At 50.4% G+C, this 23,639-nt stretch carries 19 protein-coding genes; 15 read left to right on the plus strand and 4 right to left on the minus strand.

What is annotated here, in order from left to right; genetic code table 11:
* Window positions 1-82: 82 nt before the first annotated feature.
* The 3 genes from ACWI_RS02500 to ACWI_RS02510 all read right to left on the minus strand — a co-directional run bounded on the left by ACWI_RS02500 (window position 83) and on the right by ACWI_RS02510 (window position 4,531).
* The gene (locus ACWI_RS02500; protein ID WP_070369863.1) at window positions 83-3,058 is read right to left on the minus strand and encodes a methyl-accepting chemotaxis protein; all 2,976 of its coding nucleotides are present in this window, start codon (window positions 3,056-3,058) and stop codon (window positions 83-85) included.
* Between the two features lie 98 nt (window positions 3,059-3,156).
* Window positions 3,157-3,582 carry a hypothetical protein gene (locus tag ACWI_RS02505; protein ID WP_070369864.1) on the minus strand — a complete coding sequence of 142 codons (426 nt, stop codon included), beginning with the start codon at window positions 3,580-3,582 and terminating at the stop codon, window positions 3,157-3,159.
* A 388-nt stretch (window positions 3,583-3,970) separates the two neighbouring features.
* Window positions 3,971-4,531, minus strand: coding sequence for a PadR family transcriptional regulator (locus ACWI_RS02510; protein WP_070369909.1), 561 nt, complete (start codon window positions 4,529-4,531; stop codon window positions 3,971-3,973).
* Between the two features lie 750 nt (window positions 4,532-5,281).
* Here ACWI_RS02510 and rsgA point away from each other — a divergent pair.
* The 15 genes from rsgA to zupT all read left to right on the plus strand — a co-directional run bounded on the left by rsgA (window position 5,282) and on the right by zupT (window position 22,330).
* Window positions 5,282-6,358, plus strand: a complete 1,077-nt coding sequence (gene rsgA, locus ACWI_RS02515) for a ribosome small subunit-dependent GTPase A (RefSeq protein WP_070369865.1) — start codon at window positions 5,282-5,284, stop codon at window positions 6,356-6,358.
* A 149-nt stretch (window positions 6,359-6,507) separates the two neighbouring features.
* Window positions 6,508-6,987, plus strand: a complete 480-nt coding sequence (locus ACWI_RS02520; protein ID WP_070369866.1) for a GNAT family N-acetyltransferase — start codon at window positions 6,508-6,510, stop codon at window positions 6,985-6,987.
* Window positions 6,988-7,241: 254 nt separating this feature from the next.
* Window positions 7,242-10,289 carry a hypothetical protein gene (locus ACWI_RS02525; protein WP_070369867.1) on the plus strand — a complete coding sequence of 1,016 codons (3,048 nt, stop codon included), beginning with the start codon at window positions 7,242-7,244 and terminating at the stop codon, window positions 10,287-10,289.
* Window positions 10,290-10,729: 440 nt separating this feature from the next.
* On the plus strand, window positions 10,730-12,193 hold the full coding sequence (gene trpE, locus ACWI_RS02530; RefSeq protein ID WP_070369868.1) for an anthranilate synthase component I: 1,464 nt from the start codon (window positions 10,730-10,732) through the stop codon (window positions 12,191-12,193).
* Window positions 12,193-12,771, plus strand: a complete 579-nt coding sequence (locus ACWI_RS02535; protein WP_070369869.1) for an anthranilate synthase component II — start codon at window positions 12,193-12,195, stop codon at window positions 12,769-12,771. Before trpE ends, ACWI_RS02535 begins: the two co-directional genes overlap by 1 nt.
* Window positions 12,768-13,796: an anthranilate phosphoribosyltransferase gene (gene trpD, locus ACWI_RS02540; protein ID WP_070369870.1), complete on the plus strand. Its 1,029-nt coding sequence runs from the start codon at window positions 12,768-12,770 to the stop codon at window positions 13,794-13,796. Before ACWI_RS02535 ends, trpD begins: the two co-directional genes overlap by 4 nt.
* Window positions 13,793-14,575, plus strand: a complete 783-nt coding sequence (gene trpC, locus ACWI_RS02545) for an indole-3-glycerol phosphate synthase TrpC (protein ID WP_070369871.1) — start codon at window positions 13,793-13,795, stop codon at window positions 14,573-14,575. Before trpD ends, trpC begins: the two co-directional genes overlap by 4 nt.
* A gap of 361 nt (window positions 14,576-14,936) precedes the next feature.
* Complete coding sequence (locus ACWI_RS02550) at window positions 14,937-15,545, plus strand: phosphoribosylanthranilate isomerase (RefSeq protein WP_070369872.1); 609 nt, start codon at window positions 14,937-14,939, stop codon at window positions 15,543-15,545.
* A 529-nt stretch (window positions 15,546-16,074) separates the two neighbouring features.
* Entirely contained in the window at window positions 16,075-17,259 is a 1,185-nt protein-coding gene (gene trpB, locus ACWI_RS02555) for a tryptophan synthase subunit beta (RefSeq protein WP_070369873.1), read from the plus strand.
* On the plus strand, window positions 17,252-18,040 hold the full coding sequence (trpA, locus tag ACWI_RS02560) for a tryptophan synthase subunit alpha (protein WP_070369874.1): 789 nt from the start codon (window positions 17,252-17,254) through the stop codon (window positions 18,038-18,040). Before trpB ends, trpA begins: the two co-directional genes overlap by 8 nt.
* A gap of 276 nt (window positions 18,041-18,316) precedes the next feature.
* Window positions 18,317-19,312, plus strand: a complete 996-nt coding sequence (dhaK, locus tag ACWI_RS02565) for a dihydroxyacetone kinase subunit DhaK (protein ID WP_070369875.1) — start codon at window positions 18,317-18,319, stop codon at window positions 19,310-19,312.
* A 203-nt stretch (window positions 19,313-19,515) separates the two neighbouring features.
* The gene (dhaL, locus tag ACWI_RS02570; protein WP_070369876.1) at window positions 19,516-20,154 is read left to right on the plus strand and encodes a dihydroxyacetone kinase subunit DhaL; all 639 of its coding nucleotides are present in this window, start codon (window positions 19,516-19,518) and stop codon (window positions 20,152-20,154) included.
* A 2-nt stretch (window positions 20,155-20,156) separates the two neighbouring features.
* Window positions 20,157-20,540: a dihydroxyacetone kinase phosphoryl donor subunit DhaM gene (gene dhaM / locus ACWI_RS02575; RefSeq protein WP_070369877.1), complete on the plus strand. Its 384-nt coding sequence runs from the start codon at window positions 20,157-20,159 to the stop codon at window positions 20,538-20,540.
* 179 nt (window positions 20,541-20,719) lie between these two features.
* On the plus strand, window positions 20,720-21,319 hold the full coding sequence (locus ACWI_RS02580) for a hypothetical protein (RefSeq protein ID WP_070369878.1): 600 nt from the start codon (window positions 20,720-20,722) through the stop codon (window positions 21,317-21,319).
* 201 nt (window positions 21,320-21,520) lie between these two features.
* Complete coding sequence (gene zupT / locus ACWI_RS02590) at window positions 21,521-22,330, plus strand: zinc transporter ZupT (protein ID WP_070369880.1); 810 nt, start codon at window positions 21,521-21,523, stop codon at window positions 22,328-22,330.
* Window positions 22,331-22,369: 39 nt separating this feature from the next.
* Here the strand turns inward: zupT and ACWI_RS02595 are convergent, their stop codons facing one another.
* Window positions 22,370-23,425 (minus strand): DUF3089 domain-containing protein, encoded by a 1,056-nt coding sequence (locus tag ACWI_RS02595; protein ID WP_070369881.1) that lies wholly within the window; start codon window positions 23,423-23,425, stop codon window positions 22,370-22,372.
* Window positions 23,426-23,639 lie beyond the last annotated feature (214 nt).

A 23,639-nucleotide genomic window follows, 5' to 3' on the forward strand; every position in this document is an offset into this window, starting at 1 on the left:
AGTTTATCGGCAACCTCGAGTATCATCCAACGTGGATGAGGCTCTTTTTTTATTTATTAGGGGTAGGTGGGAGATAGGATGTTTACCTGGTCAATTCAAACTTGCTGACCATGTTTTTAAGCAGTTCCGCCTGGCAGTAGAGCTCTTCGCTGGCGGCGGCGCTTTCTTCGGCGGTGGCAGAGTTTTGTTGAACCACCTGGGCCACCTGGTCGATGCCGACGTTGATCTGGTTGATGGAAGCGGTTTGTTCATTGGAGGCGACATCAATTTTGCTGACCAGAGCAGCGACCTTGGCGACGCCGGATACAATTTCATCGAGGGAGGCGGCGGTATCGTTGGCAATCCGGGTTCCCTCGGAGACCTTGGCAATCGAGCCTTCAATCAACTCGGTGGTTTCTTTGGCGGCTTCGGCGCTGCGGCCGGCTAGGGTCCGGACCTCTTCGGCAACCACTGCAAAGCCCTTGCCCTGCTGTCCGGCCCGGGCCGCTTCAACGGCAGCGTTTAAGGCCAGGATATTGGTCTGGAAGGCGATATCATCGATAACCTTGATGATATTGGAAATCTTCGCTGAAGCCTCATTGATTTGCGCCATTGAACCCAGCATCTGCTGCATCTGCAGATTGCCGTTTTCAGCATTCTGCTGGGCAGTCAGGGTCAGCTGATTGGCCAGGTTGGCATTGACCGCGTTTTCCCGGGTTTGGACGGCCACCTCTTCAATGGAGGCATTGAGCTCTTCCATGGAACTGGCCTGCTCGGTGGCGCCTTGCGCCAGGGCCTGACTGCCGTCAGAAACTTGCCGGGAACCGGAGGCGACCTCATCGGCAGAATGATTGATGTTACCAAGGATCTCGTTAAGTGAGGCCATCGTATCATTTAAGGAATTCTTGATAATCGCATAGGAGCCCTGGTAATCGCCTTCCATCGGCTGGGTCAGATTGCCAGCGGCCATTTGAGCCAGCACGATGGCGGCTTCGTTGATGGGTTGTTCGATGGCGTCCAGAGTCTGATTAAAGCCTGAAACAATGTCCCGATAACCGCCGGAAAAGCGGGCGGCATCGCTGCGGATTTGCAGATTACCATTGATCCCGGCCTCGGCCAGGTTGCGGGATTCGGCAATCAGATTGTCGATGTTGGTCAGGGTGGCAATGATTGAAGGGATCAGCTTGTCGTTGTCCGAACGTTTGCCAACAGCCACAAACTCGGCCAATTGGCTGGTATCGCCATTGGAAATATCAATAAAGGCATCCTGAACCGTGAGTAATCGGGAATGGACCAAGTTGATTTCGGCGGCAAAATCGGCCATGCTGCCCTGATAATTGCCAGTCATCGACAGGGTATAGTCATTGGCGGCCATTTTAGTCATCACCTGACGGGCCTCATTAATCGGTGCCAGCAGGGAGTTCAGGGTATTGTTAAAGCCTTCGATGATTTTACGGTAGTCACCGCTATGTTTGGTGGCATCGGCCTGGATTTCCAGTTGCCCGGCGGTGGCCGCCTGGGCCAGCATATCGACATCGGAAACCAGAGCATTGATATTATCGATACAAGCGTTCAAGTTCTCTTTAATGGTATTAAAATCGCCGTGATAGGTGGCGGTGATTTTTTCCGGCAGTTGACCCCGGCTGATCTTATCGACGTAGTCAGCCGACATGTTGAGCGGCTCAACCACAGCATCCAGGGTATTATTGACGCCGACCACTATATCCCGGTACTTGCCCTGGAATTTATTGGCATCGCCGCGAATTGATAAGTGGCCATCGGCGGCCGAATGGGTTAACATGTTGATTTCGGTTTCGAGGTTTTTAAGGTTGTCCACCACCTCAATCAGGCTTTTGGACTGGATGTCTTTGTCGGATTTGACATCGACGGTGACATTGAGATTCCCCAGGGAAATCTGTTCCAGGGTGGCGATATTTTCCTGAATATTTTCCGACAGTTTCTGGAAGGACAGCCCCAGTTGTCCCAGTTCATCCTGACGGCTGACAATGTCGGCGGGGATTTCGCTGTCAAAATCACCCAGTTCGGCTTTATGGAAGAGCTCGGTAATCAGGACAATGGGATTGACCACCCCTTTGACCTGTTTGATAATGATAAAGCTCAGGACAATCAGAGTCAGTAAAAACAGCCCGATGAGCTGGAAAATCAGCATCATAATCGGGGCGTTGAGTTCGCTTTGGGGTTCCATAATGGCCAGGGTCCAGCCCGTGGCGGGAATTGGCGCATAGTAAATATTATTTTGGCCGGCGGCATCCGTGAACACCCCGGAGCCGGCTTCGCCACTGAGGATGCTTTCGCTCAGGGCCGCCAGGCTGGCATTGGGATCGTCCCGCAGATTGACGCTCATGGCCTTGGCGGCATCGGCATCGGCAATATAAAGGCCGTCCCGATCCACCAGAAAGGCCCGGCCGGTTTCGCCGACCTTGATCTCACTGATCATTTGCTGGAGGCTGGAAAGATCGATGTCGCCGGTGACCACGCCTTTAAACTGCTGGTTGCTGTCATAAAAGCCCTGAGTGGCCGTAACCAGAGAAATCCCCAGGGTTTCATCCTGATAGGGTGGTGACCAGGCCACCGCCTTGTTGTCGTTTTTCCCGGCCAGATACCATTCCTGGTTAGGATAATCGTAGTCGTCGGTACTGTACAGGGCTTCGGCAAAGCTGATATTCTCGCCATCCCGATAAGCATAGGGACCGAAATACTTCATTCCCGGCTGATAGCCGTTATAGTCATACCAGACTCCGACCCCGTAGGTATCGGGATTCAGGGCCACAAATTGGGTTTGCAGGGCGCTGTATTCAGCTGGGGTCATCTGGGTGCCGTTGACCCCAATGGTGGTGCCGAGGCTTTCGACCACCTTGCTGTGTTTGTCCAGGGCCTGTTCCACCTCGGTGATGGTCTGAGTGAGTTGCAGATTCATCTGTTCTTTGATTTGCTGGTTTTCGGTGGTGATGCTTAAAACGGTGACGGTGATACCGATCACCAGCAGGGCTAGGGCGACAAAAATAATCACCATCGAGGTGATTTTATTACCGATGGAATGCTTGTTAAAAATCTTCATTGTGATTTCCGCCTTTGAATTTTTTTGTATTGTTATTCTATACCACATTTTAGCGTATTCTAAACGAGAGTGCCATAAAATCCCGGTTAAATTTTGGGTTACGAAACAGTTTGGGTCTGGAGCTGTAAAAAATTCTGGCCCAGGGCTTTTCCGATGTTGGGCAGGCCGAGCTTGGTAAAGAGCGTCATCAGGGCTTCCCAGTAGGGCGGGTAGAGATCCTGGCCCCGGGAGCAAAAGGGTTGCTGGTGATCGAAGCTGATTTTTAGCTCCCAGCTGAAGGCAGTGTCACTGTTTTTGACGTCATTTTGATAGTCGGACCGCCAGTCAAGAACGTACAGCTTAAAAAAATCGGCCAGCAACTGCTGCCACTGTTGGGGGTCGATGTAAATCTCCGGCAGATCCGGGTAGTAACAGAGAAAGGGTCCTTCAATGGTGGCCCCGGTCGGGGTTCGGGTAAAGGTCAGATTCTGGCTGGCAGTACCCTTTTGATTGGTGGTAAGAACAATCTGACGGGTGGTTGCCATAAGGTCACGGTGATCGCCGCCAAATTCAGACTGGCAGTCTACGCAATAAAGCAAGGGCCGGGTCGCCGGGCTGGTGTTGGCGCCGCCTGCATTTCGGGCAGATAATTGGGCTCATAAAGGCCTCCTTGGATGTAAAAATTTATATAGTTGAAAATAGTGAACAATGCCGGTGGTTCTAAAAACAATTTTGGATAAAACTTGAGGTTGGCACTTCGCTACCGTACCGACCAATTGTTAATCTGTTGTTCGCCACAAGCTCGGACAGGTCGATGACCTGTTCGCCTTGATGCGTACAACATGATATAACAATTGTCGGTACTAGGTCTGATTATTAAACCAAGTTCCTTTTTTAGCTGCAAAATTGTAGCAAAGCTTACGGCAGTCAAAATCAATAGATGCGGGTGTTGGTGGACACTTCTTCGATGCATTCGCAAAGCCATTCGATGTAGGATTTTTCCCGCTTGATGGCTGACTTTAAGACAATGTAGTCACCGTATTCCGGGCTCTGGATTTTGGAAATGTCTTTGGTGTCAAGCAGCACCGTCATGTTGTGCTTAAGCTTGTGGAGCTTTTCCTGTCGCTGGGTCAGCTGGTAGTGAAAGTGGGCCAGAATTTCGTCGTGGGACAGGGATTCGATAAAATAAGCTTTCAGCCGAAAAATATCCTTGGGGGTGGGCTCCAGCAAATCCTGCTGTAAAACCCAGTTATGAAATTCCTGGCGGCCTTTCTCGGTGATCGAATAGATTTTTTTGCGGAGCTTTTCATCTTCGGGTAAAATTTCGTAGGTGATTAGACCTTCGTCGGTGAGTTTTTTGAGTTCCGGGTAGATTTGGCTATGTCTGGCATACCAGAAATTGACCAGCTCCATATTAAAGACCTTCATTAAATCGTAGCCGGTCATGGTTTCCCGGTTGATTAAGCCGAGGATGGCATATTTTAGTGTTCTCATTGTGTTTAAGCCTTTCGTCAAATAGTTATTGACTTCTATTTTATCCGATTTTAGACTGGAATGCATTTATTTTCTTGGGGAGTTTTCAGATTATCCCCGCGAAAGCAATTTATTTACCTTGACTTGATTAAAAAGAATCATTTACAATAATAGCACCGGGTGTTAATCGAGAAATGCAGTGCTACCGTACCGACCAATTGTTAATCTGTTGTATGCGCACAATTCGTACAGTTGCTATTAAAGATACGGCTAATTATAGGCGTTTCAGCGCAACTGTTCGCCTTGAGGCACAGGGTCTGCCCTTTGGGTACAACATGATCTAACAATTGTCGGTACTGGGTTAGCTTTTTTGACAGTCTGAGAAATTCGCATAGCGATTTCTTATTGTTGTGGAAACTAAACACCAAGCAATCATCGTTCGATGTTTCGAATACACCTGAATCGCTTAAAAAAGGAGAATTTATGAAAAAAATCAATCAAATGGATAGTGTCGTGACGCCGGAGGGCAAAGCACGATACTAGGCCTTTAGCCCTCCAATAGGATGAAATTTATATAGGTAATTGAGAAAGTGCCGTGAGCTTTAGGTCCAGTTTCGCACGAAACAATTTTTACACTGTACGACGTACAGGCTATCGCCTGTTCGCCTACACGTTACAAAATTGTTTGTGGAAACTGAACCCAAAGCAATCATTGTTCGGCGTTTGAAAATTTCTCGCAATTATCTAGATCAATAAAATTTGGAGGAAAAAATGAATAAGATCGATTTGGAAAATTACGGATTGGATCAGCGGTTTTTGCAGGAAGCCAGTTTATATAGCAATTTGTTTGTGGCCCGGGTGACGGAACAGCATCGCGACCTGTATAAGGTAATGGCTGAGGAGGGCGAACTGCTGGCTGAGGTATCGGGGAAGTTTGCCTTTGATGCCGGGGATAATACCAGCTTTCCGGTGGTTGGCGACTGGGTGATGATTGATCGCACCGAGGCAGATTCTGGTCATGCGGTGATCCATCAGGTGTTAAGTCGCAAGTCGCTGTTTGAGCGAAAAGCCGCCGGTACCAGTGGTGGCAGCCAGATTGTGGCGGCTAATTTTGATCTGGTCTTTATTTGCATGTCACTCAACAATGATTTTAATCTGCGGCGGCTGGAGCGTTATTTGTCAATTGCCTGGAACAGCATGGCCCGACCGGTGATTGTTCTGACCAAGGCCGACCTCTGCGATGATTTAGCAGCCCGGCTCAGGGAGATTTCGGCGGTTCGGGTGGGCACCGATGTGGTGGTTTGCTCCAGTGTCGATAACCGTGGTTACGAACAGATTGCCGCTTATCTGGCCCCGTGCAAAACGATTGTCTTTCTGGGTTCGTCCGGGGTTGGCAAATCAACCATTATCAACCATCTGATCGGGGCCGAGGTTCTGGCGACCAAGGGCCTGAGAAGTGATGACAAGGGTCGGCACACCACCACCCATCGGCAGCTGCTGCGACTTCCAGGCGGCGGGGTGGTTATTGATACCCCGGGGATGCGGGAACTCCATCTGGACAGTGCGGACTTGTCCCGGTCCTTTACGGACATTGAAAGCCTGGCTGCGCAATGCCGCTTTGGGGATTGCAGCCACCTCGGTGAGCCGGGGTGTGCGGTAAAAGCGGCTGTAGAATCCGGCCACCTGTCTGAAAAGCGGCTGGAAAACTATCGCAAGCTGCAAAAGGAATTAGGCTATGAAGGCCTTAATTCCCGGCAGCTGGAGGCTGAAAAGATTAAAAAAATGTTTGGCAGCAAAGGCGAAATGAAACAGCTGATGCGTCATGCCAAGAATAAAAACAAACGCTAAAGAGTGGAGTGATTAGCGGCATGGTGGCAAAGATATGAAGATCCGGCACGCTTTTTCCGGAGTCGATGCCTTGCCGACTTTTCCGACCAATAACAAATAATTAGAACTAAGCGGGTGAATTCGAATTGACATCCAGGAGAGAGGGTTAGATGATTAAAAAAATTGACAATACTGACTTAGAAGCAGCAGTGAATCTGGCCAATCAGGTTTTTCACGAATTCATTGCCGAGGGTTACAGCGAAGAAGGTCGCCAGACCTTTACCAATTATCTGGATTTCAAGCTGGAAGAAATGAACGAAGATCTGATCTCCGGTCATAAGGTTCTCTGGGGGTTTTATGAGGACGGCCGGATCGTCGGGGTGATTGGTACCCGGGATGAACTTCATATCTCACTGATGTTTGTCGACAAGGACTATCACCACCGGGGCATTGCCCGGGCGCTCTTTGACACGGTACTGGCCGAACTAAAAAGCCAGCACCCGGGAGACCCCTTTGTCCTGACAGTTAATTCGTCCCCCTATGCGGTGGCCGTTTACCACCGCTTTGGCTTTGTGGACATCGCCGGGGAACAGGAAAACAACGGCATCCGCTTTGTACCGATGAAGATGACAATTAATCAACACGAGTAACTGATCCGGTTAGGCAAAATGGCCGCGAAACACTCGCCAGAGAAATAATAAAAAGCGCTTTGATGATACGCATTGAGGTTCATCAAAGCGCTTCTTTTGATTTGAAACCACAACTAAAAGAATAATTCTGGAAAAAAGTTTAGCAATTGCTGAAGTATATGTAATTGACAGAATTCCCGACAGATGGTAAGGTTTACAAAATAAGTTAAGTAATCAATATAAGTGGGAAAGAAAAGAATGAAAGAGAGGAAAAAATGAAAAAGAGAACAGCATCTGTTATCAGCATCCTGGCCATCCTAGTGGGCTTGGTAAGCCTTGGTGTCAGTCCCGTTATGGCCGAATCAAATTTGCCAACGACGCAAGCTAGTTCAACGACTGCCGCTATCGAAACAAGTGAAGCCATCGGGATAAGTTACCATACCCATGTCCAGAATATTGGCTGGGAAACACAATGGGCAAAAAACGGTGAAAGTGCCGGTACCGAGGGGTATGGATACCGGCTGGAAGGGATTGAAATTGAACTGACCGGCGATGTCCCGGACGGCGCCGCCATTGAATATCGAACCCACGTCCAGAATGTTGGCTGGGAGAATTTCTGGGCAATCAACGGTTCGACGGCCGGTACCCAGGGTCAGGGTCTACGGTTGGAGGGAATTCAAATCCAATTGATTGATCTGCCAGGCTATTCGGTGGAATACCGAACCCATGTCCAGAATCTCGGTTGGGAAAGCAAATGGGCTAAAAATGGCGAAATCGCCGGAACTCAGGGACAGGGACTACGGCTCGAAGGAATTCAGATCCGGCTGGTAAAGGATGCGGTATCGGTGGTGACCGATTTAACCGGGACGGCGGAAGTTTCGTCAACTGGCGGTGTGGTCAGTCTTTCTGACGGCGCAGCGGTGACGGTTCCGTCCGGGGCCTTAAGCCAAACCAGCAGTTTCCATTTCAGTCGACTTTCCGAAGGGAGTGGCGGGGAATCTTTTTATCAGCTCAATGGGGTTCCCGATGTCTGGCAGGGCAATTTTGAAGTGACCCTGCCGCTAAATACGCTACCGGCAAACACGGGCGATACCTATGTGGCAGTTTATCACAACAGCAGTTTTCAGCCGTCATCGGATAGCGGGGGAACCAACCGCCAGTTGATTAAAGCGGAGGTCGTCAACGGCCAGGCTAAAATTTTGTTACCGGTTATGAATACCGATATTGTCACGACTTTGGGTGATGAAGGCACCATTGAGACGGCGATACCCAATTATGAACTGCTCTTTTACGTCATGCCGGATGTCCGGACTGAAACGGTTGGCGGCTTTAATCTGACCGTTCCGGTATCGGTGGCCAAAGCCAATCCGCAGTTAATTGCGGAAATAAAAACGGCCCTAACCGAGACGGCCGCTTTCATTAAAAGCGAAACCGGGGTAAATCTGCCTTATACTGGGGGGCGGAATCCGTTGCCGGTAGATATATTTGATTTTAATTGTCTGATCGAACGTTATCTTGGCGGTCGCAGTGCCACAGCCTGGGGTTATCTGGAGGTATCCGGTTACACCCGGGCCAGTCAGTTGTCCAATGCCTGGATCAGCATTAACTCCGGTAAATTTAAAGACGCTGATGCGGCCCGGCAAATTCGGGCAACAGTCGCCCATGAGCTTTTCCACTACTACGAGCAATTGTATCTCCCAACTGATGGCCGCAATCAGAGCCTGTTGCAGGAAGCCTCAGCGGTATGGATGGAATTTGAAATGATGAAAAACTATCCTAATTTTTGGCCCAGTGTATTGGATCCGGAAAATGTCGGCTGGTTCGGTAAATATGGCTTACTGCGGGTCAGTAAAACCGCCTGTCATAATCAGGATGCCCACGCCTACGCCACCGCCCTTTATCTCAAATACATGAGTGAGAAGAACGGCACCCAGGCGATGGGTAAGCTCTGGCAAGCGGTTAAAACCGATGATGAGTTGTTTAAGGCACTCAGTGCGGGATTTAATGATATCAACTGGTATAATAACTGGCCGGATTTTGTCAAAAAACTGTTTTCCGGGGACTTGACCAAAGCGATGCCAGATACCACCTGGTCAATCCATACCAATGCGGTGATTGACTCGGGGAAAAGTTATAAGGTCGATGATCCCTACACCCAGATGAAATATCGGTTCAGCTCGGAAGTTTATGCGCTTTCGGCTCAGACGCATATGATTTTTCTGCGGTATAACACCAAAGGATTTGCCCCCAGTGAAAAGGCCAGTTTAAAAATAACCAACGGCAATAGTGCCGACGTGACGGTTTACCTGTTTAAAAAGAAAGACAACGGCGATGCCGAGTTGCTCGCTACTATCGACTCGGATACGCCATATGTGCTGGGCGATCTGCCTAGTGAAGGAATACAAACCCTGAGTCTGATAACGGCGACTAAATGGCAGCCAACTGCAGCGGGGATGAACGAAACTCGCACGGCAATCATTGATGCCGAAATCATTTTTGGTTCTGATACCAGTGCCTATGATGCCCTGGTGGCTTCGTTGCCGACAAATAATGACAGCCAGACCTATACCCGAAACAGCTGGGAAATGTATCAGGTTTATCTGGCTGGCTGTAATCTGAAGCTGACATCAGCTGACAGTCAGACCGCTATTGATGCGGAAGTTATCAAGCTCAAAGAAGCACTAAGCAAGCTGCAAAAAGGTGCCACTGCACCTGACGATTACGATTGTGGCTGGCAACCGGACTATGCCAACCTGATCAAGGAAGATCTGGATAGCAGTCTGGGTAATTATGGATACTACCATTATGATTCCGCCGGTCGGAAACATGGACTCTATCTCCTCTACTATGATCCGGAAATGACCAAGCCAAAATATGCCTGGGCTTATTATGAAAACAAGATTCATGGCATCGCCACCGCCTGGTATGAAAATGGCACCATCGGCGAGCGTATCGAGTATCAGTATGGGATGCAGCATGGTTTGACCAAAACCTGGTGGGAAAATGGTAACCGCTTATATGAAGGCAACTTCGACAATGAAGCTCGGATTGGCACCCATACCTACTGGTATGAAAACGGCTATAAGCGTGAAGAAACCGTCTATCTCAATGACTTGAAAAATGGCAGTTATGCCTACTGGTATGAAAATGGAACACTTCAGGAAAGCGGCACCTACAGCAATGATCAAAAGACCGGGGTTTGGACGCAGTGGCATGACAATGGGGTCAAAAAGGCTGAAGGCAACTATAGCAACAATCAAAAAACCGGAACCTGGTCCTACTGGTATTCGGATGGTAGCCTGAGTCGTAGCGAAAATTATTAATTGATTCTGAGAAATGCCTCAAAAAAAGATACGTTGCCAAAAAACATTTGACAAAAGCGGCTAGATCGATTATGCTTTATTTAATTTAATACATCAATAAACCGTTGACGTGGAGATAACGGTGTATCGTGCAGTTACAGAGAGCGGGGAAGGCTGAGAGCCTCGCACAACGCAGAGCATCAAATGGACCACTGAGGGCGCAGTCAAAGGAAATGACCATTTCCGAGTATTCTGCGACGTGACGCATACGTCAGTTGCGAGGGATATGTTAGTATCCTGCAGAGTGTACAGGGATTTTTCTCTGTAAATGAAGGTGGTACCGCGGGCAGAATTTTTGCGCTCGTCCTTGATTAATTTTTATTAATCAGGGGCGGGCGTTTTTTTATTACTTAAAAGCGCATAAAATAGTAGAGAAAACCAATGAACGAAAGGATACGATTATGATTAAACCATCGATGGAAGCGGCCAGAGGGTATTGCAACGATTATCAGAGCATCCCGATTAGTCTGGAGCTGTTTTCCGATATCAAGACACCGATTGAGGTGCTTAAAATTTTAAAGGCCACCGGCAAAAAATGTTATTTACTGGAGAGTGTGGAAGGCGGCGAAAAATGGGGGCGGTATTCATTTCTCGGTTTTGACCCGACCCTGGCGGTGACCTGTCTGGATGGGGAAGTAGTTGTCAAAAATGGCAAGACAAAGGATACCCTGGCCGATGATCCCCGAACGGTGCTCCGGGAAATTCTGGCGGATTGGAAAAGCCCCAAACTGGATTTTCTGCCGGTCTTTACCGGCGGCTTTGTCGGTTATATTGCCTATGACTTTGTCAAATACACCGAAGCCAATCTGGTGCTGACCAATGAAAATACCGAAAACTTTGATGACCTCAATCTGATGCTCTTTGACAAGGTCATCGCCTATGATCATCTACGCCAGAAAATTGTGGTCATCGTCAATATTAAAACCGACAACTTTGAGAAAAACTATATCGACGGGGTGATTAAGCTCAAGGAAATTGAGGCGCTGATTAAAAACGGCAGCAGCACCGTGCCCTTCCGGGGGCAGGTAACTTCGGAGTACCGCTCACTTTTCACGAAAGACTATTATTGCGAGATGGTTAAAAAAACAAGAGAGCACATTTATCAGGGGGATATTTTTCAGGCGGTGATTTCCAACCGCCTGGAAGCTGATTTTTCCGGCGATCTCTTGTCGGCCTATCGGGTACTGCGGACCATCAATCCCTCGCCCTACATGTTTTATATCGACTTTGAAGGGATGCAGGTAGCCGGGGCGTCACCGGAAACCCTGGTATCGCTTAAAAACGGCCAGCTGTCGACCTTTCCGATTGCCGGTACCTGTCCCCGGGGCGCCACCCCGGCGGAAGATGAAGCTTTGATTGCCGAGCTTCTTAAAGATGAAAAAGAACTCAGTGAACACAACATGCTGGTCGATCTGGGCCGCAACGATCTGGGCAAGGTCAGTGAATTTGGCTCGGTTCAGGTGGAAACCTATCAGGAGGTGGTTCGCTATTCCCACGTCTCCCACATTTCCTCAACCGTTACCGGCACCCTCAAAGCGGGCCTCGATCAGCTGGATGCCCTGGGGGCCGTGCTTCCGGCGGGAACCCTGTCCGGAGCGCCCAAAAAACGGGCGATCGAAATTATCGATGCGTTAGAAGGTCAGAAGCGGGGTGTCTATGGTGGAGCCGTTGGTTATATCGACTTTTCCGGCAACATGGATATGTGCATTGCCATTCGGATGGCGGTTAAAAAGAACGACAGGGTTTATGTCTCCGCCGGGGCCGGCATCGTCGCTGACAGCATCCCCGAAAAAGAGTATAACGAATCACAAAACAAAGCCCGGGCGATGTTTGAAGCCCTGGAACGGGCTCAGGAGGTGGAATAATGATTTTACTGATTGACAATTACGACAGCTTTTCCTATAACCTGTATCAATATGTGGGGATGATCAATCCCGATATCCGGGTGATTAAAAATGATGAACTGAGTCTGGCTGAAATCGCCGCCCTGGCGCCGGATCACATCATCGTCTCACCGGGGCCGGGACGACCCGCTGATGCCGGGATCTGTGAAGAGGTCATCGAGTATTTCAAGGACAAAACCCCGATTCTGGGGGTCTGCCTGGGGCATCAGGCCATCTGCGAGGTCTTCGGTGGTACCGTTACCTATGCCAGCACCCTGATGCATGGGAAACAGAGCACCGTTCACATCGCCAACGGCAGCCCGATTTTTCGGGGGCTACCGCCGATTATTGCCGCCGGTCGCTATCACTCCCTCAGTGCTGAGCGGAGTACCTTGCCGGATGAGCTGCTGATTATCGCCGAGGATGACGAGGGCGAGGTCATGGCGGTGAAACACCGCAGTTATAATGTTTACGGGGTGCAGTTCCATCCCGAATCGATTCTTACCGAGGCCGGTCACCAGATGATTGAGAATTTTTTAAAGATTGGAGGCGAAATATGATTAAGTCAGCCATTTACGATATTGTCAACGGCAAAGACCTGTCTCTGGAGCGGACCCGGGAGGTTATGGATCAGATTATGAACGGGCAGGCTACCAACGCCCAGATCGCCTCGTTTCTGACGGCCATGCGGATGAAGGGGGAAACCATCGATGAGATTACCGCCTGCGCCATGGTCATGCGGGACAAGTGCACCAAGATTTTCCCCAAAACTGATGTGCTGGACATTGTCGGTACCGGCGGCGACGAGGTGTCCACCTTTAATATTTCCACAGTGTCCGCCCTGGTGATTGCCGCTGGTGGGGTGCCGGTGGCCAAACACGGCAACCGCAGTGTCTCCAGCAAATGCGGATCGGCCGATCTGCTGGAAGCCCTAGGGGTGAACATTGAACTGTCAGCCGAAAAAAGCGCCGTGCTGCTGGACGAACTGGGGATCTGCTTTATGTTTGCCCCCACCTATCACGCCTCGATGAAATATGCCGGGCCGGTCCGCAAGGAACTGGGCATCCGGACCATCTTTAATATTCTTGGCCCGCTGGCTAATCCCGCCGGGGCCAATATGCAGCTGCTGGGGGTCTATGATGAAAATCTGGTGGAGCCCCTGGCCAATGTGCTGAACAAGCTTAAGGTCAAGCGGGGGATGGTGGTCCATGGCCATGATGGACTGGACGAAATCACTTTGACGGACACCACCACCATCTGCGAAATTGCTGATGGTAAGATCAACAGCTTCTTTATCACCCCGGAACAATTGTGTCTGAAGCGCTGTGAATTATCCGATTTGATCGGCGGCGAGAAAGAAGAAAATGCCGCCATTGCCCTGAGCATCCTAAACGGCGAAAAAGGGCCCAAACGGGATGTGGTGGTGCTGAACTCGGCCTTCTGTCTGTATATGTCTCACAACAATATCACCCTTCGGGATTGCGTCAAGATGGCACAGGACCTGATTGACTCCGGCAAGGCCAAGGCCAAGCTGGAGGCCTTTGTCAAGCGCAGCAATGCGCTGGCCATTGAGGTGCTGGCATGATCCTGGATCAAATTGTGGCGGCTACCGCCAAACGGGTGGCGGCGCTTAAAGAAACGACATCACTGGAAAACCTGAAAAGTCAGGTCAAACGGTCGGAAACGCCGTTTGCCTTTGAAAAAGCCCTGGCCAGACGCCGGGATGCCGGGACGATGGCTTTTATCTGCGAAGTGAAAAAAGCCTCGCCGTCGAAAGGGGTGATTGCGGCTGATTTTCCCTATCTGGACATTGCCCGGGACTATCAGGCCGCCGGCGCCGATGCCATTTCGGTGCTCACCGAGCCGGACTTTTTTCAGGGGGCCAATGAATTTCTGACCGAAATAAAACAGCAGGTAAGCATCCCGGTGCTGCGCAAGGATTTTATCATCGACCCGATACAGATTTTCGAAGCCCGCCAGATTGGCGCTGATGCGATTTTGCTGATCTGTGCGATTCTCACCACCGCACAGATCCGGGAATACCTTGCCCTGGCCGATGCATTGGGTTTGTCAGCCCTGGTGGAAGCCCATGACGAAGCCGAAGTAGCCCAGGCCCTAGCTGCCGGAGCCCGGGTCATTGGAGTCAATAACCGTAACCTTAAAACCTTTGAGGTGGATATCAACAACAGCATCCGACTGCGTCAGCTGGTGCCCCCGGAAATCCTGTTTGTATCGGAAAGTGGGATACAGACACCGGAAGACATCGGAAAATTGCGGAAAAATGGAACCAATGCGGTGCTGATTGGCGAAACCTTGATGCGAAGTGGGGATAAGAAAGCGGCGCTGGATCAGCTGCGGGGGTAGCGGCGGGCCGTGGTGCGGGCGAGGGTCTGACCCCTTGGTCATCACGGAACGCCCCTACGAATTGATGATAAACGGTGCTGTTTAAATAGTATCCACCAACGTGATGACTTAGGTTGTAGGGGCGGACAGTGTCCGCCCGCAAGCGTGGATTTTATGATAAAGGTTGATCTTAATAATCAATAACTCTCGGGCGAATGCGATTCGCCCCTACGAACCAAAGATCAGCAGCGTTGTTTAATAAATGCACAGATATGATGCATTAGATTGTAGAGGTGGGTCGTACCCGCCCGGCACGTGAAATTTATGCCAAACATTTATTATAAAAACAGCTGCAGATGTAATAAAGAACGAGGAGGTTACCATGACAAAAATAAAAATCTGCGGTCTGACCCGCCTGGCAGACATTGCCGCGGTAAACGCCGCCCGCCCGGATTATATTGGCTTTGTCTTTGCCAAAAGTAAGCGCCAGGTCAATTTCGAAACGGCCCGGGCCTTGAAGCAGGCCCTGGACCCCGGCATTGCCGCGGTGGGGGTATTTGTCAACCACCCGGTGGCCGAGATCATTGCGCTGGCCGGGGCGGGCATTATTGACCTGATCCAGCTTCATGGCGATGAGGATGAGGCCACGGTAGGGCTGCTGCAGGATCAAACCGCTTTGCCGGTGATCCGGGCCTTCCGGATCAAGAGCCCGGCCGACATTAAGGAAACTGCTGCCGACTACCGCCTCTTTGACACCTACGACCCCAAGCAATACGGTGGTTCCGGGACGGCCTTCAACTGGGATCTGCTGGCCGGTGTCAGCGGCGACTTTTTTCTGGCCGGGGGCCTCAACAAAGATAACATCGCCACCGCCATCCAGCAGGTGCGCCCCTATTGTGTCGACTTAAGCAGCGGGGTGGAAACCGCCGGCGTCAAAGACCGGGACAAGATTATTGAGATTGTGGAAATGATCAGGACGATTAACCGTTAATAAATGATCCAAATAAAAGCCCTAACCCAGAGCATTATTCCGTAGGAGCGGTCATTGACCGCCCGGAACGTTGATTTAATGCCAAACGTTAATCTAAAAATCAACAGCGTTCGGGCGAATGCGAATCGCCCCTACGAACCGAGAGTGACTGCATTAGGTTTGACATACTATATGGAACACATTATTGTGTTGGACTGCATTATCCCGAATATATAAAATACGAACAAGCATTGCTTAGCTGTCGGTTCCAAAGAACAATTTTGTTTATTTAGAGAACGAACCTAGTAATTAATAAAACCAAGTACCGACAATTGTTACATCATGTTGTGACCTAGGGGTCAGACCCTACGCATCGGGGCGAACACGGCAAAGCCTGTTCGATCCCGCAGCGAACAACAGATTAACAATTGGTCGGTACGCCAACGAAGTGCCAACCTTAAGTTCACCCAAAATTGTCCCAAAAAACCGTCAGCAAAGCTTACGGCAGTTTTGCAATTATCTTGTTTAGTTAAGAATAAGGAGAAAGAAAATGAGTAAAGGAAAATACGGGATTCACGGGGGTCAGTACACCCCCGAAACCCTGATGAATGCCATTATTGAAGTGGAAAAAGCCTATGAACACTATAAAAATGATCCGGCCTTTCAGGATGAGTTAACCGAATTATTAAACGAATACGCCGGTCGCCCTTCGCGGCTGTATTTTGCCAAAAAAATGACTGCCGATCTGGGCGGTGCCAAGATCTATCTCAAGCGGGAAGATTTAAACCATACCGGGTCGCATAAGATCAACAACGTCCTGGGGCAGGCGCTGCTGGCCAAAAAAATGGGTAAAACCCGGCTGATTGCCGAAACCGGGGCTGGTCAGCATGGGGTCGCCACCGCCACCGCTGCGGCACTGATGGGATTTTCCTGCGAGATCTTTATGGGCAAGGAAGACACCGACCGTCAAGCCCTCAACGTTTTCCGGATGCGGCTGCTGGGGGCTACGGTTCACGTGGTCACCTCCGGCACCATGACCTTGAAGGACGCCGTTAACGAAACCTTCCGGGAATGGACCACCCGGGTGGACGACACCCATTACGTTTTAGGTTCGGTGATGGGACCCCATCCCTTCCCGGAAATGGTCCGGGATTTCCAGAGCGTCATCAGCAAGGAGGCCCGGGAGCAGATGCTTCAAAAAGAAGGAAAACTGCCGGATGCCGTTATCGCCTGTGTCGGCGGTGGCAGCAATGCCATGGGGGCTTTCTACAATTTTATTCCCGATGAATCCGTCCGATTAATCGGCTGTGAAGCCGCCGGAAAAGGGGTGGACACCGAGGAACACGCCGCCACCATCGCCCGGGGCAGCCTGGGGATCTTTCACGGCATGAAGTCCTATTTCTGTCAGGACGAATACGGCCAGATTGCCCCGGTTTATTCGATCTCCGCGGGGCTTGATTATCCCGGCATTGGCCCGGAGCATGCCCATCTTCATGACAGCAAACGAGCCGAGTATGTGCCGATCACCGATGATGAGGCCGTAGCGGCCTTTTTCTACCTGTCCCGGACCGAGGGGATTATTCCGGCCATCGAGTCGGCCCATGCCATCGCTTATGCCATGGTGCTGGCGCCGACAATGAGTAAAGACCAGATCATCATCGTCAATGTGTCCGGTCGGGGAGACAAGGATGTGGCAGCAATTGCCCGCTATAAGGGGGAAAATATCCATGAGTAATCCAAACAAAGTCAATCAAATATCTAAAATCTTTGCCGATCAGAAAGCCTTTATCGCTTTTCTGACCGCGGGCGATCCCAGTCTCGATAAAACCGAGGAATTTATTCTGGCCATGGCGGATGCCGGAGCTGATCTGATTGAAATCGGGATTCCCTTTTCCGATCCCATCGCCGAAGGGCCGGTGATTGAAGCCGCCAACGAACGGGCCCTGCAGGTCGGTACCACCACTGATAAGATTTTTGCCATGGTTAGGCGGATCCGGGCGAAAACCGCCATCCCGCTGGTCTTTTTAACCTATATGAACCCGATTTTTGTATATGGTGGGGAACGCTTTTTTGCCACCTGCGAGGAAGTGGGGATCAATGGGGTGATCATTCCCGATCTGCCCTTTGAGGAAAAGGGCGAGATCCGAGAGCTTGCCGGTAGTCATGGTCTGGATCTGATTACCCTGATTGCCCCGACCTCCCAGGATCGTATTCAGATGCTGGCTCGTGACGCCACCGGTTTTATCTATCTGGTGTCGTCGCTGGGGGTTACTGGTGTCCGCAGTGAGATCAAAACCGATCTGGCTGCCATTATTGCTGACATCCGCCAGGTATCAAAGACCCCGGTGGCAGTGGGCTTTGGGATCGCCACACCGGAACAGGCGACGACGATTTCTAAGCTTGCCGATGGCGTCATTGTCGGCAGCGCCATTGTCCGCATCATCGCCGAGCACGGCCCCGCCGCCACCCCGATCCTTAGTGACTACGTCCGCAGAATGAAAGCGGCGCTGGTTTAAGTGGGAGGGGATGGCGTGAGATACCGTACCGCTTTAATCGCAGTTTGGTTTGACGAAAGCGCTTAAAATTTACAAAAGATTAACACAAATTGGATATTATTTTCCCCAACCATCTTGACGGATCGAATTTTTGCAGATTTAACGTGCTGTTTTTCAGGAATCACTCAACATTGGCCAAAATAAATCAGTTGATATCGTTTTTTTTACCTGCCAAATGGGTAGAAACGTGTTATAGTATGGTTTAGAGTACTAATAATGTTTATAGGAGGAAGTCTTATGAAAAAATTTATTAACGATGTCGAAAATGTGGAAAATGAAATGCTGGAAGGTATCGTTCTGGCCCACCCTGAATATGTAGCCCGTCTGGAAGGTTTTGACGTGCTGGTTCGGGCTGACAAAAAAGTCGGCAAGGTCGCTTTAGTCAGCGGTGGTGGCAGCGGCCACGAACCATCTCACGGCGGATTTGTCGGCACGGGAATGCTTGACGGCGCTGTAGCCGGTTCGGTATTCACTTCTCCCACACCTGATCAGGTATTTGAAGCGATCAAAGCGGTTGATGCTGGTGAAGGGGTATTATTAGTTATCAAGAATTACACCGGGGATATTATGAACTTCGAAATGGCCGCTGAACTGGCCGAAGCTGAAGGCATCAAAGTTGCCAACGTGGTTACCAATGATGATGTTGCCGTTGAAGATAGTCTATACACCACTGGCCGTCGGGGCGTGGCCGGTACCGTGTTTGTTCATAAAATTGCCGGTGCCAAAGCTGAAACCGGAGCCAGCCTGGACGACGTTAAAGCCACTGCTGAAAAAGTTATTGCCAACGTCCGTACCATGGGTGTTGCGCTAAAACCATGTACCGTGCCAGCCGCCGGCAAACCGGGCTTTGAGCTGACCGAAGAAGAAATGGAACTGGGCATCGGGATTCACGGCGAACCGGGAACCGAACGTAAACCGATTCAGACCGCTGACGAAATCGTTGATTACCTGATGGAACGGATCTTAAAAGATATGGCTCCCGCCGCTGGCGACGAAGTAGCCGTTATGATCAATGGTGCTGGCGCAACCCCACCAATGGAACTGTATATCTTAAACCGTCGGGTCCAGCAAATTCTGGCTGACAAAGGCATTAAAGTCTTTAAAACCTTCGTCGGTGATTACATGACTTCCATTGATATGGCTGGGGCTTCCATCACCCTGTTAAAACTGGATGCTGAACTTAAAGACCTGTTACTGGCCAAGGCTGATACCATCGGCTTTAAAATGTACTAAAATTTCGCAATACTAATTGGTTAGCACTTCGCTGGCGTACCGACCAATTGTTAATCTGTTGTACGCTGCGGAATCGGACAGGCTACGCCGTGTCCGCTCCGATGCGTACAACATGATGTAACAATTGTCGGTACTTAGTTTGGTTGTTAACATAAAGGCTTTTAGAGAACTAAATGAGAAGAATATAGAAACGAGGAAAATACATGGCAACAAAGGCAGAAGTGCTGGATTTTATCCGGATTTATGCGGATAAGATGGCTGAACATCGACAAGAATTGACCGATTATGACCAGGCCATTGGTGATGGAGATCATGGTATTAACATGAGCCGAGGCTTTAAGGCGGTCATCGAAAAATTACCAACAGTTGAAGAGAAAAATATCGACGATATTTTAAAAGCAGTGGGGATGACCCTGGTATCCACCGTTGGCGGGGCTTCCGGTCCACTTTATGGTACCGCATTTATGAAAGCCGGAGCGGCTGTTAAAGGTAAAGAAGAATTATCCAACGAGGATATTCTGCTGGCTCTGGATGAAGCAGTGGGCGGTATCCAGTTTCGGGGTAAAGCAGTCGAAGGTGAAAAAACCATTCTCGACAGCATGATTCCCGCCATCAACGCCATTAAAGCCAGTCTGGCAGATGGCCAAACCATGGCTGAGGCCCTGGGGGCCGGGGAAACCGCTGCCTGGAACGGGGTCGAGTATACCAAAACCATCATTGCCACCAAAGGCCGGGCCTCTTATCTGGGAGAACGCAGCATCGGACATCAAGATCCCGGGGCAACCTCGATGGCCTATGCCTTTCAGGCCATCAACGAAGTGGCGCAAAAGGCAGGTAACTAAAAGTGGTTGGAATCGTAGTTGTTTCGCATAGTCAGAAGGTAGCTGAAGGGGCCGTGGAACTGGCCCGGCAAATGGCGCCGGAAGCCCGAATTGCCGCCGCTGGCGGGATGGAAGATGGCAGCATCGGCACCGATGTCTCCAAAATTCTAGCCGCCATCGAGACCGTTGAAGAAGGTGATGGCGTGGTGATTCTGGTGGATCTGGGCAGTGCTGTGATGAGTTCGGAAATGGCCATGGAAATGCTTAGTGACAGCAGCCAGGTCAAGATCATCGATGCTCCGATTGTCGAAGGCACCATCTTTGGTTCAGTGGAAGCATCCATCGGCTCCTCCTTTGAAGAAGTCGTCGAGGTGCTGGCCGGGGCCAAAGCGTATAAAAAATTTTAACCGATCATCGTTCAAAACACCTCGGCTTGCCGGGGTGTTTTTTTAAAGAATTGCCGGTGATTTTACGAAAAATTGATGAAATGTGCGGGGATCTGTGGTATAATACAAAAAAATCATGCGATCATTTTCAGGTGCCGAATCAGGGGGTCTGAGAAAATTGCCGGGAAAGGGGAATCAGGATGGATCCAATCATTATTAACGCCGCTGCGCCACAGGCTGCTGCCAGTTCGCTGGCCAAGAAAGTTGAAACAGTAACCGTTAAGCCCACCGCTGACAGTGTCAACCCCCAGCAGGCCGCCAACGAGGCCAATTCCTACTACAAGTTTGACAGCATGGAGCTGAGCCGTGAATATGTCGGTTACCGGATGAAAAGCGAGAACAGCAACATAAACAGTGATACCGACCAGGAGACTTCCACCATTGATCAGAAGCTCAAGCGCATCCCCGGCGATGACGACGACACCCGCGAGGAGAAAGACGCCCGCCGCCAGGCTGCCAAAGCCGAGCAGACCGAGGACGAGGCCGTTGCCAGCAATCAGTTGGGCAGCTACACCAATTCGGAGCTGAAGGGTCTGGTTTTAGCTGGTAAGATTACCATGGCCACCTATAATGCCGAAATCAAGAATCGCCAGGAGAAAGCGGTTGCAGCGTCATCCCAGGCGGCCGACCTGACGGCATCTGTACTGCCGACCCCGCCATCACCACAGCAGCAAACTCAGCAGCTGCAGAACCTGGCTGCCGGTCAGCTCCGCCGTAAGGGCACTAACAGTATTTTTTAATGCTTGCATTTTTGATGCTTAGATAGACAAGCATAAATCTGAAAAGAAGCACCGGGCCGGATCTCTATCATCCGGTGAACGCTTCTTTTTTTTATGCCTGTTTCCGAAGTGTGATGACTTTTTACTGTTTCATTTTTCGACCATTCGTGGTATATTATTTTTGTTGCGCTATTTTTGTTAGATACCATAAGGATGTGAACCATGAATTTTTCCAATTTAGGGGTAGCCATTCTGCTGACGGTGTTGGCTGGTTTATCCACCGGCATCGGCGGGCTGATTGTGCTGCTTTTTGAAAAAACCAATACCAAACTTTTATCCATCGCTCTGGGGTTTTCGGCCGGGGTGATGATTTATGTCTCCTTTGTGGAGCTGTTTTTTGAGTCCCGGCGGCTACTGATTGCCAATCTGGGTGCGGAGGCCGGGGTCTGGGTCAACGTCATCGCTTTTTTCGGGGGCATGCTGCTGATTGCCATCATCGATAAGCTGGTGCCGTCCTATGAAAATCCCCACGAAACCCACATGCTGGAAGAAACGGCATCCTGTCCGGTGGATGGCAGCCAGAAACTATTGCGGACCGGGATTTTTACGGCAGTAATCATCGCCATCCATAATTTTCCCGAAGGGATGGCCACCTTTGTCTCAACCATCCAGCAGCCTTCCCTGGGTTTGGCCATTGCCATTGCGGTGGCGATTCACAATATTCCCGAGGGGATGTCAGTGGCGATTCCGGTTTTTTGTGCCACCGGATCCCGCAAAAAGGCCCTCGGCTGGTCGCTGTTTTCGGGCATGGCCGAGCCAGTCGGGGCGATTGCCGCCTATTTTATTTTGCTGCCCTTTTTGAATGATACCGTCTTTGGAATTCTCTTTGCCGGGATCGCCGGGATCATGGTCTTTATCTCGCTGGACGAGCTGCTGCCCACTGCCCGGGAATACGGCGAACACCACCTCTCCATCTACGGCCTGATTGCCGGGATGATGATCATGGCCCTGAGTCTGATTGTGCTGATGTAAAAAAAACCGCCACATTAAATGGGCGGTTTTTTTGTTTTGCTATTTTTTGTGGGCTTTTAAGTAGTTGGCGACCCGTTCTTCGGCGTTGGCCTGGATATTGTAGTAATAGAAGGGGTAGTCGTAGCTGTGGAAGACGCCTCGGCCAAAGGCGGCGCTGCCGGGAGCGTAGGTGTCCACATCGACGGTGCTGCAGATCAGTACGCCTTTTTCCAGGCTGACCTGTGCATCGGCAAAATTCATTACCTTGACATTGCTGCCGTCGGGATTTTTAGCCACGGTGCCATCGGCATTGATCTGCAGTGAACCGAGGTTGGCACTGGCTGGCGCCAGGGTTTCATCGGTCGTCCAGGTAAGGGGGTTGATGACATGAGCGGTGGGCAGCACCACAAAATCGGTGCCTTCAATGGTGGGGGCCTGGGTATTGTAGGAAATGATCACCCCGGTATCCCCGGAGCCGGTGGCAAACTTAAGGTTGGGATTATCGGCCAGATAGTCGTCGGTGATGGAATAGCCAATAATATAGGCTGCCACCATCTGCTTCTGAGCCTCGGGATGGGCCTTCATATAGTTCGACAGCAGATAGATCATCACGTTGGAGCCCTGGGAATGGCTGGCCAGAATAAAGGGGCGGCCGTTGTTGTAGTGGTCCATGTAATAGTCAAAGGCGGCGGTGGCATCGGTTAAGGTGGTCCCTTTTAAGACATCCTGCTGTTCGTCGTAGGACATGTTGGCGGTGGCGGATGGATCGAACTGCCGGTAATAGGGGGCATAGATATTGGCCGATGTTTCAAAGGCGGTGGCCTGACGGGCATAAGCCAGATTGGCATTGGTGATCATGACCGGGTCATCGACGGTGCTGATAATTGGGGCATCGGCATTGGCTCTGGCCCAGGCGGTGGGGTAGAGATAGAAGACATCGACATCCTTGTCAAGGGCGGTGGGTAGGGCAAGCCAGTGGGCGCTGTCACTATAGTCGGTGGGCACAATGCCATCCGACGTTTCGGTCTGGGGAGCTTTGTCCTGGGCAGCGGTGCAACCGCAAAGAATCAGGGCCAGCAGAGAAACCATCAGGGAAATCCATTTTCTTCTTTTCATGAGGTGCTCCTTCAATAAAATTAGGTTATTTGATCTCGGGGCGGGTAAGGCATGAATCGGCTGGTTTAAAGGCCTGCAATTGGGCCTTTATCAGACAGCTCTTGTGATACTTCCAGTATAACAGAATCTGCCGGATTGGGACAGTGGCTTTGGGTCTGATTGACAGAAAGAATTAAAAAATACGCCATTTAAAAAGAAATCTACGCCTTTTTGA

Source organism: Acetobacterium wieringae (genome assembly GCF_001766835.1).
GTDB lineage: Bacteria > Bacillota > Clostridia > Eubacteriales > Eubacteriaceae > Acetobacterium > Acetobacterium wieringae.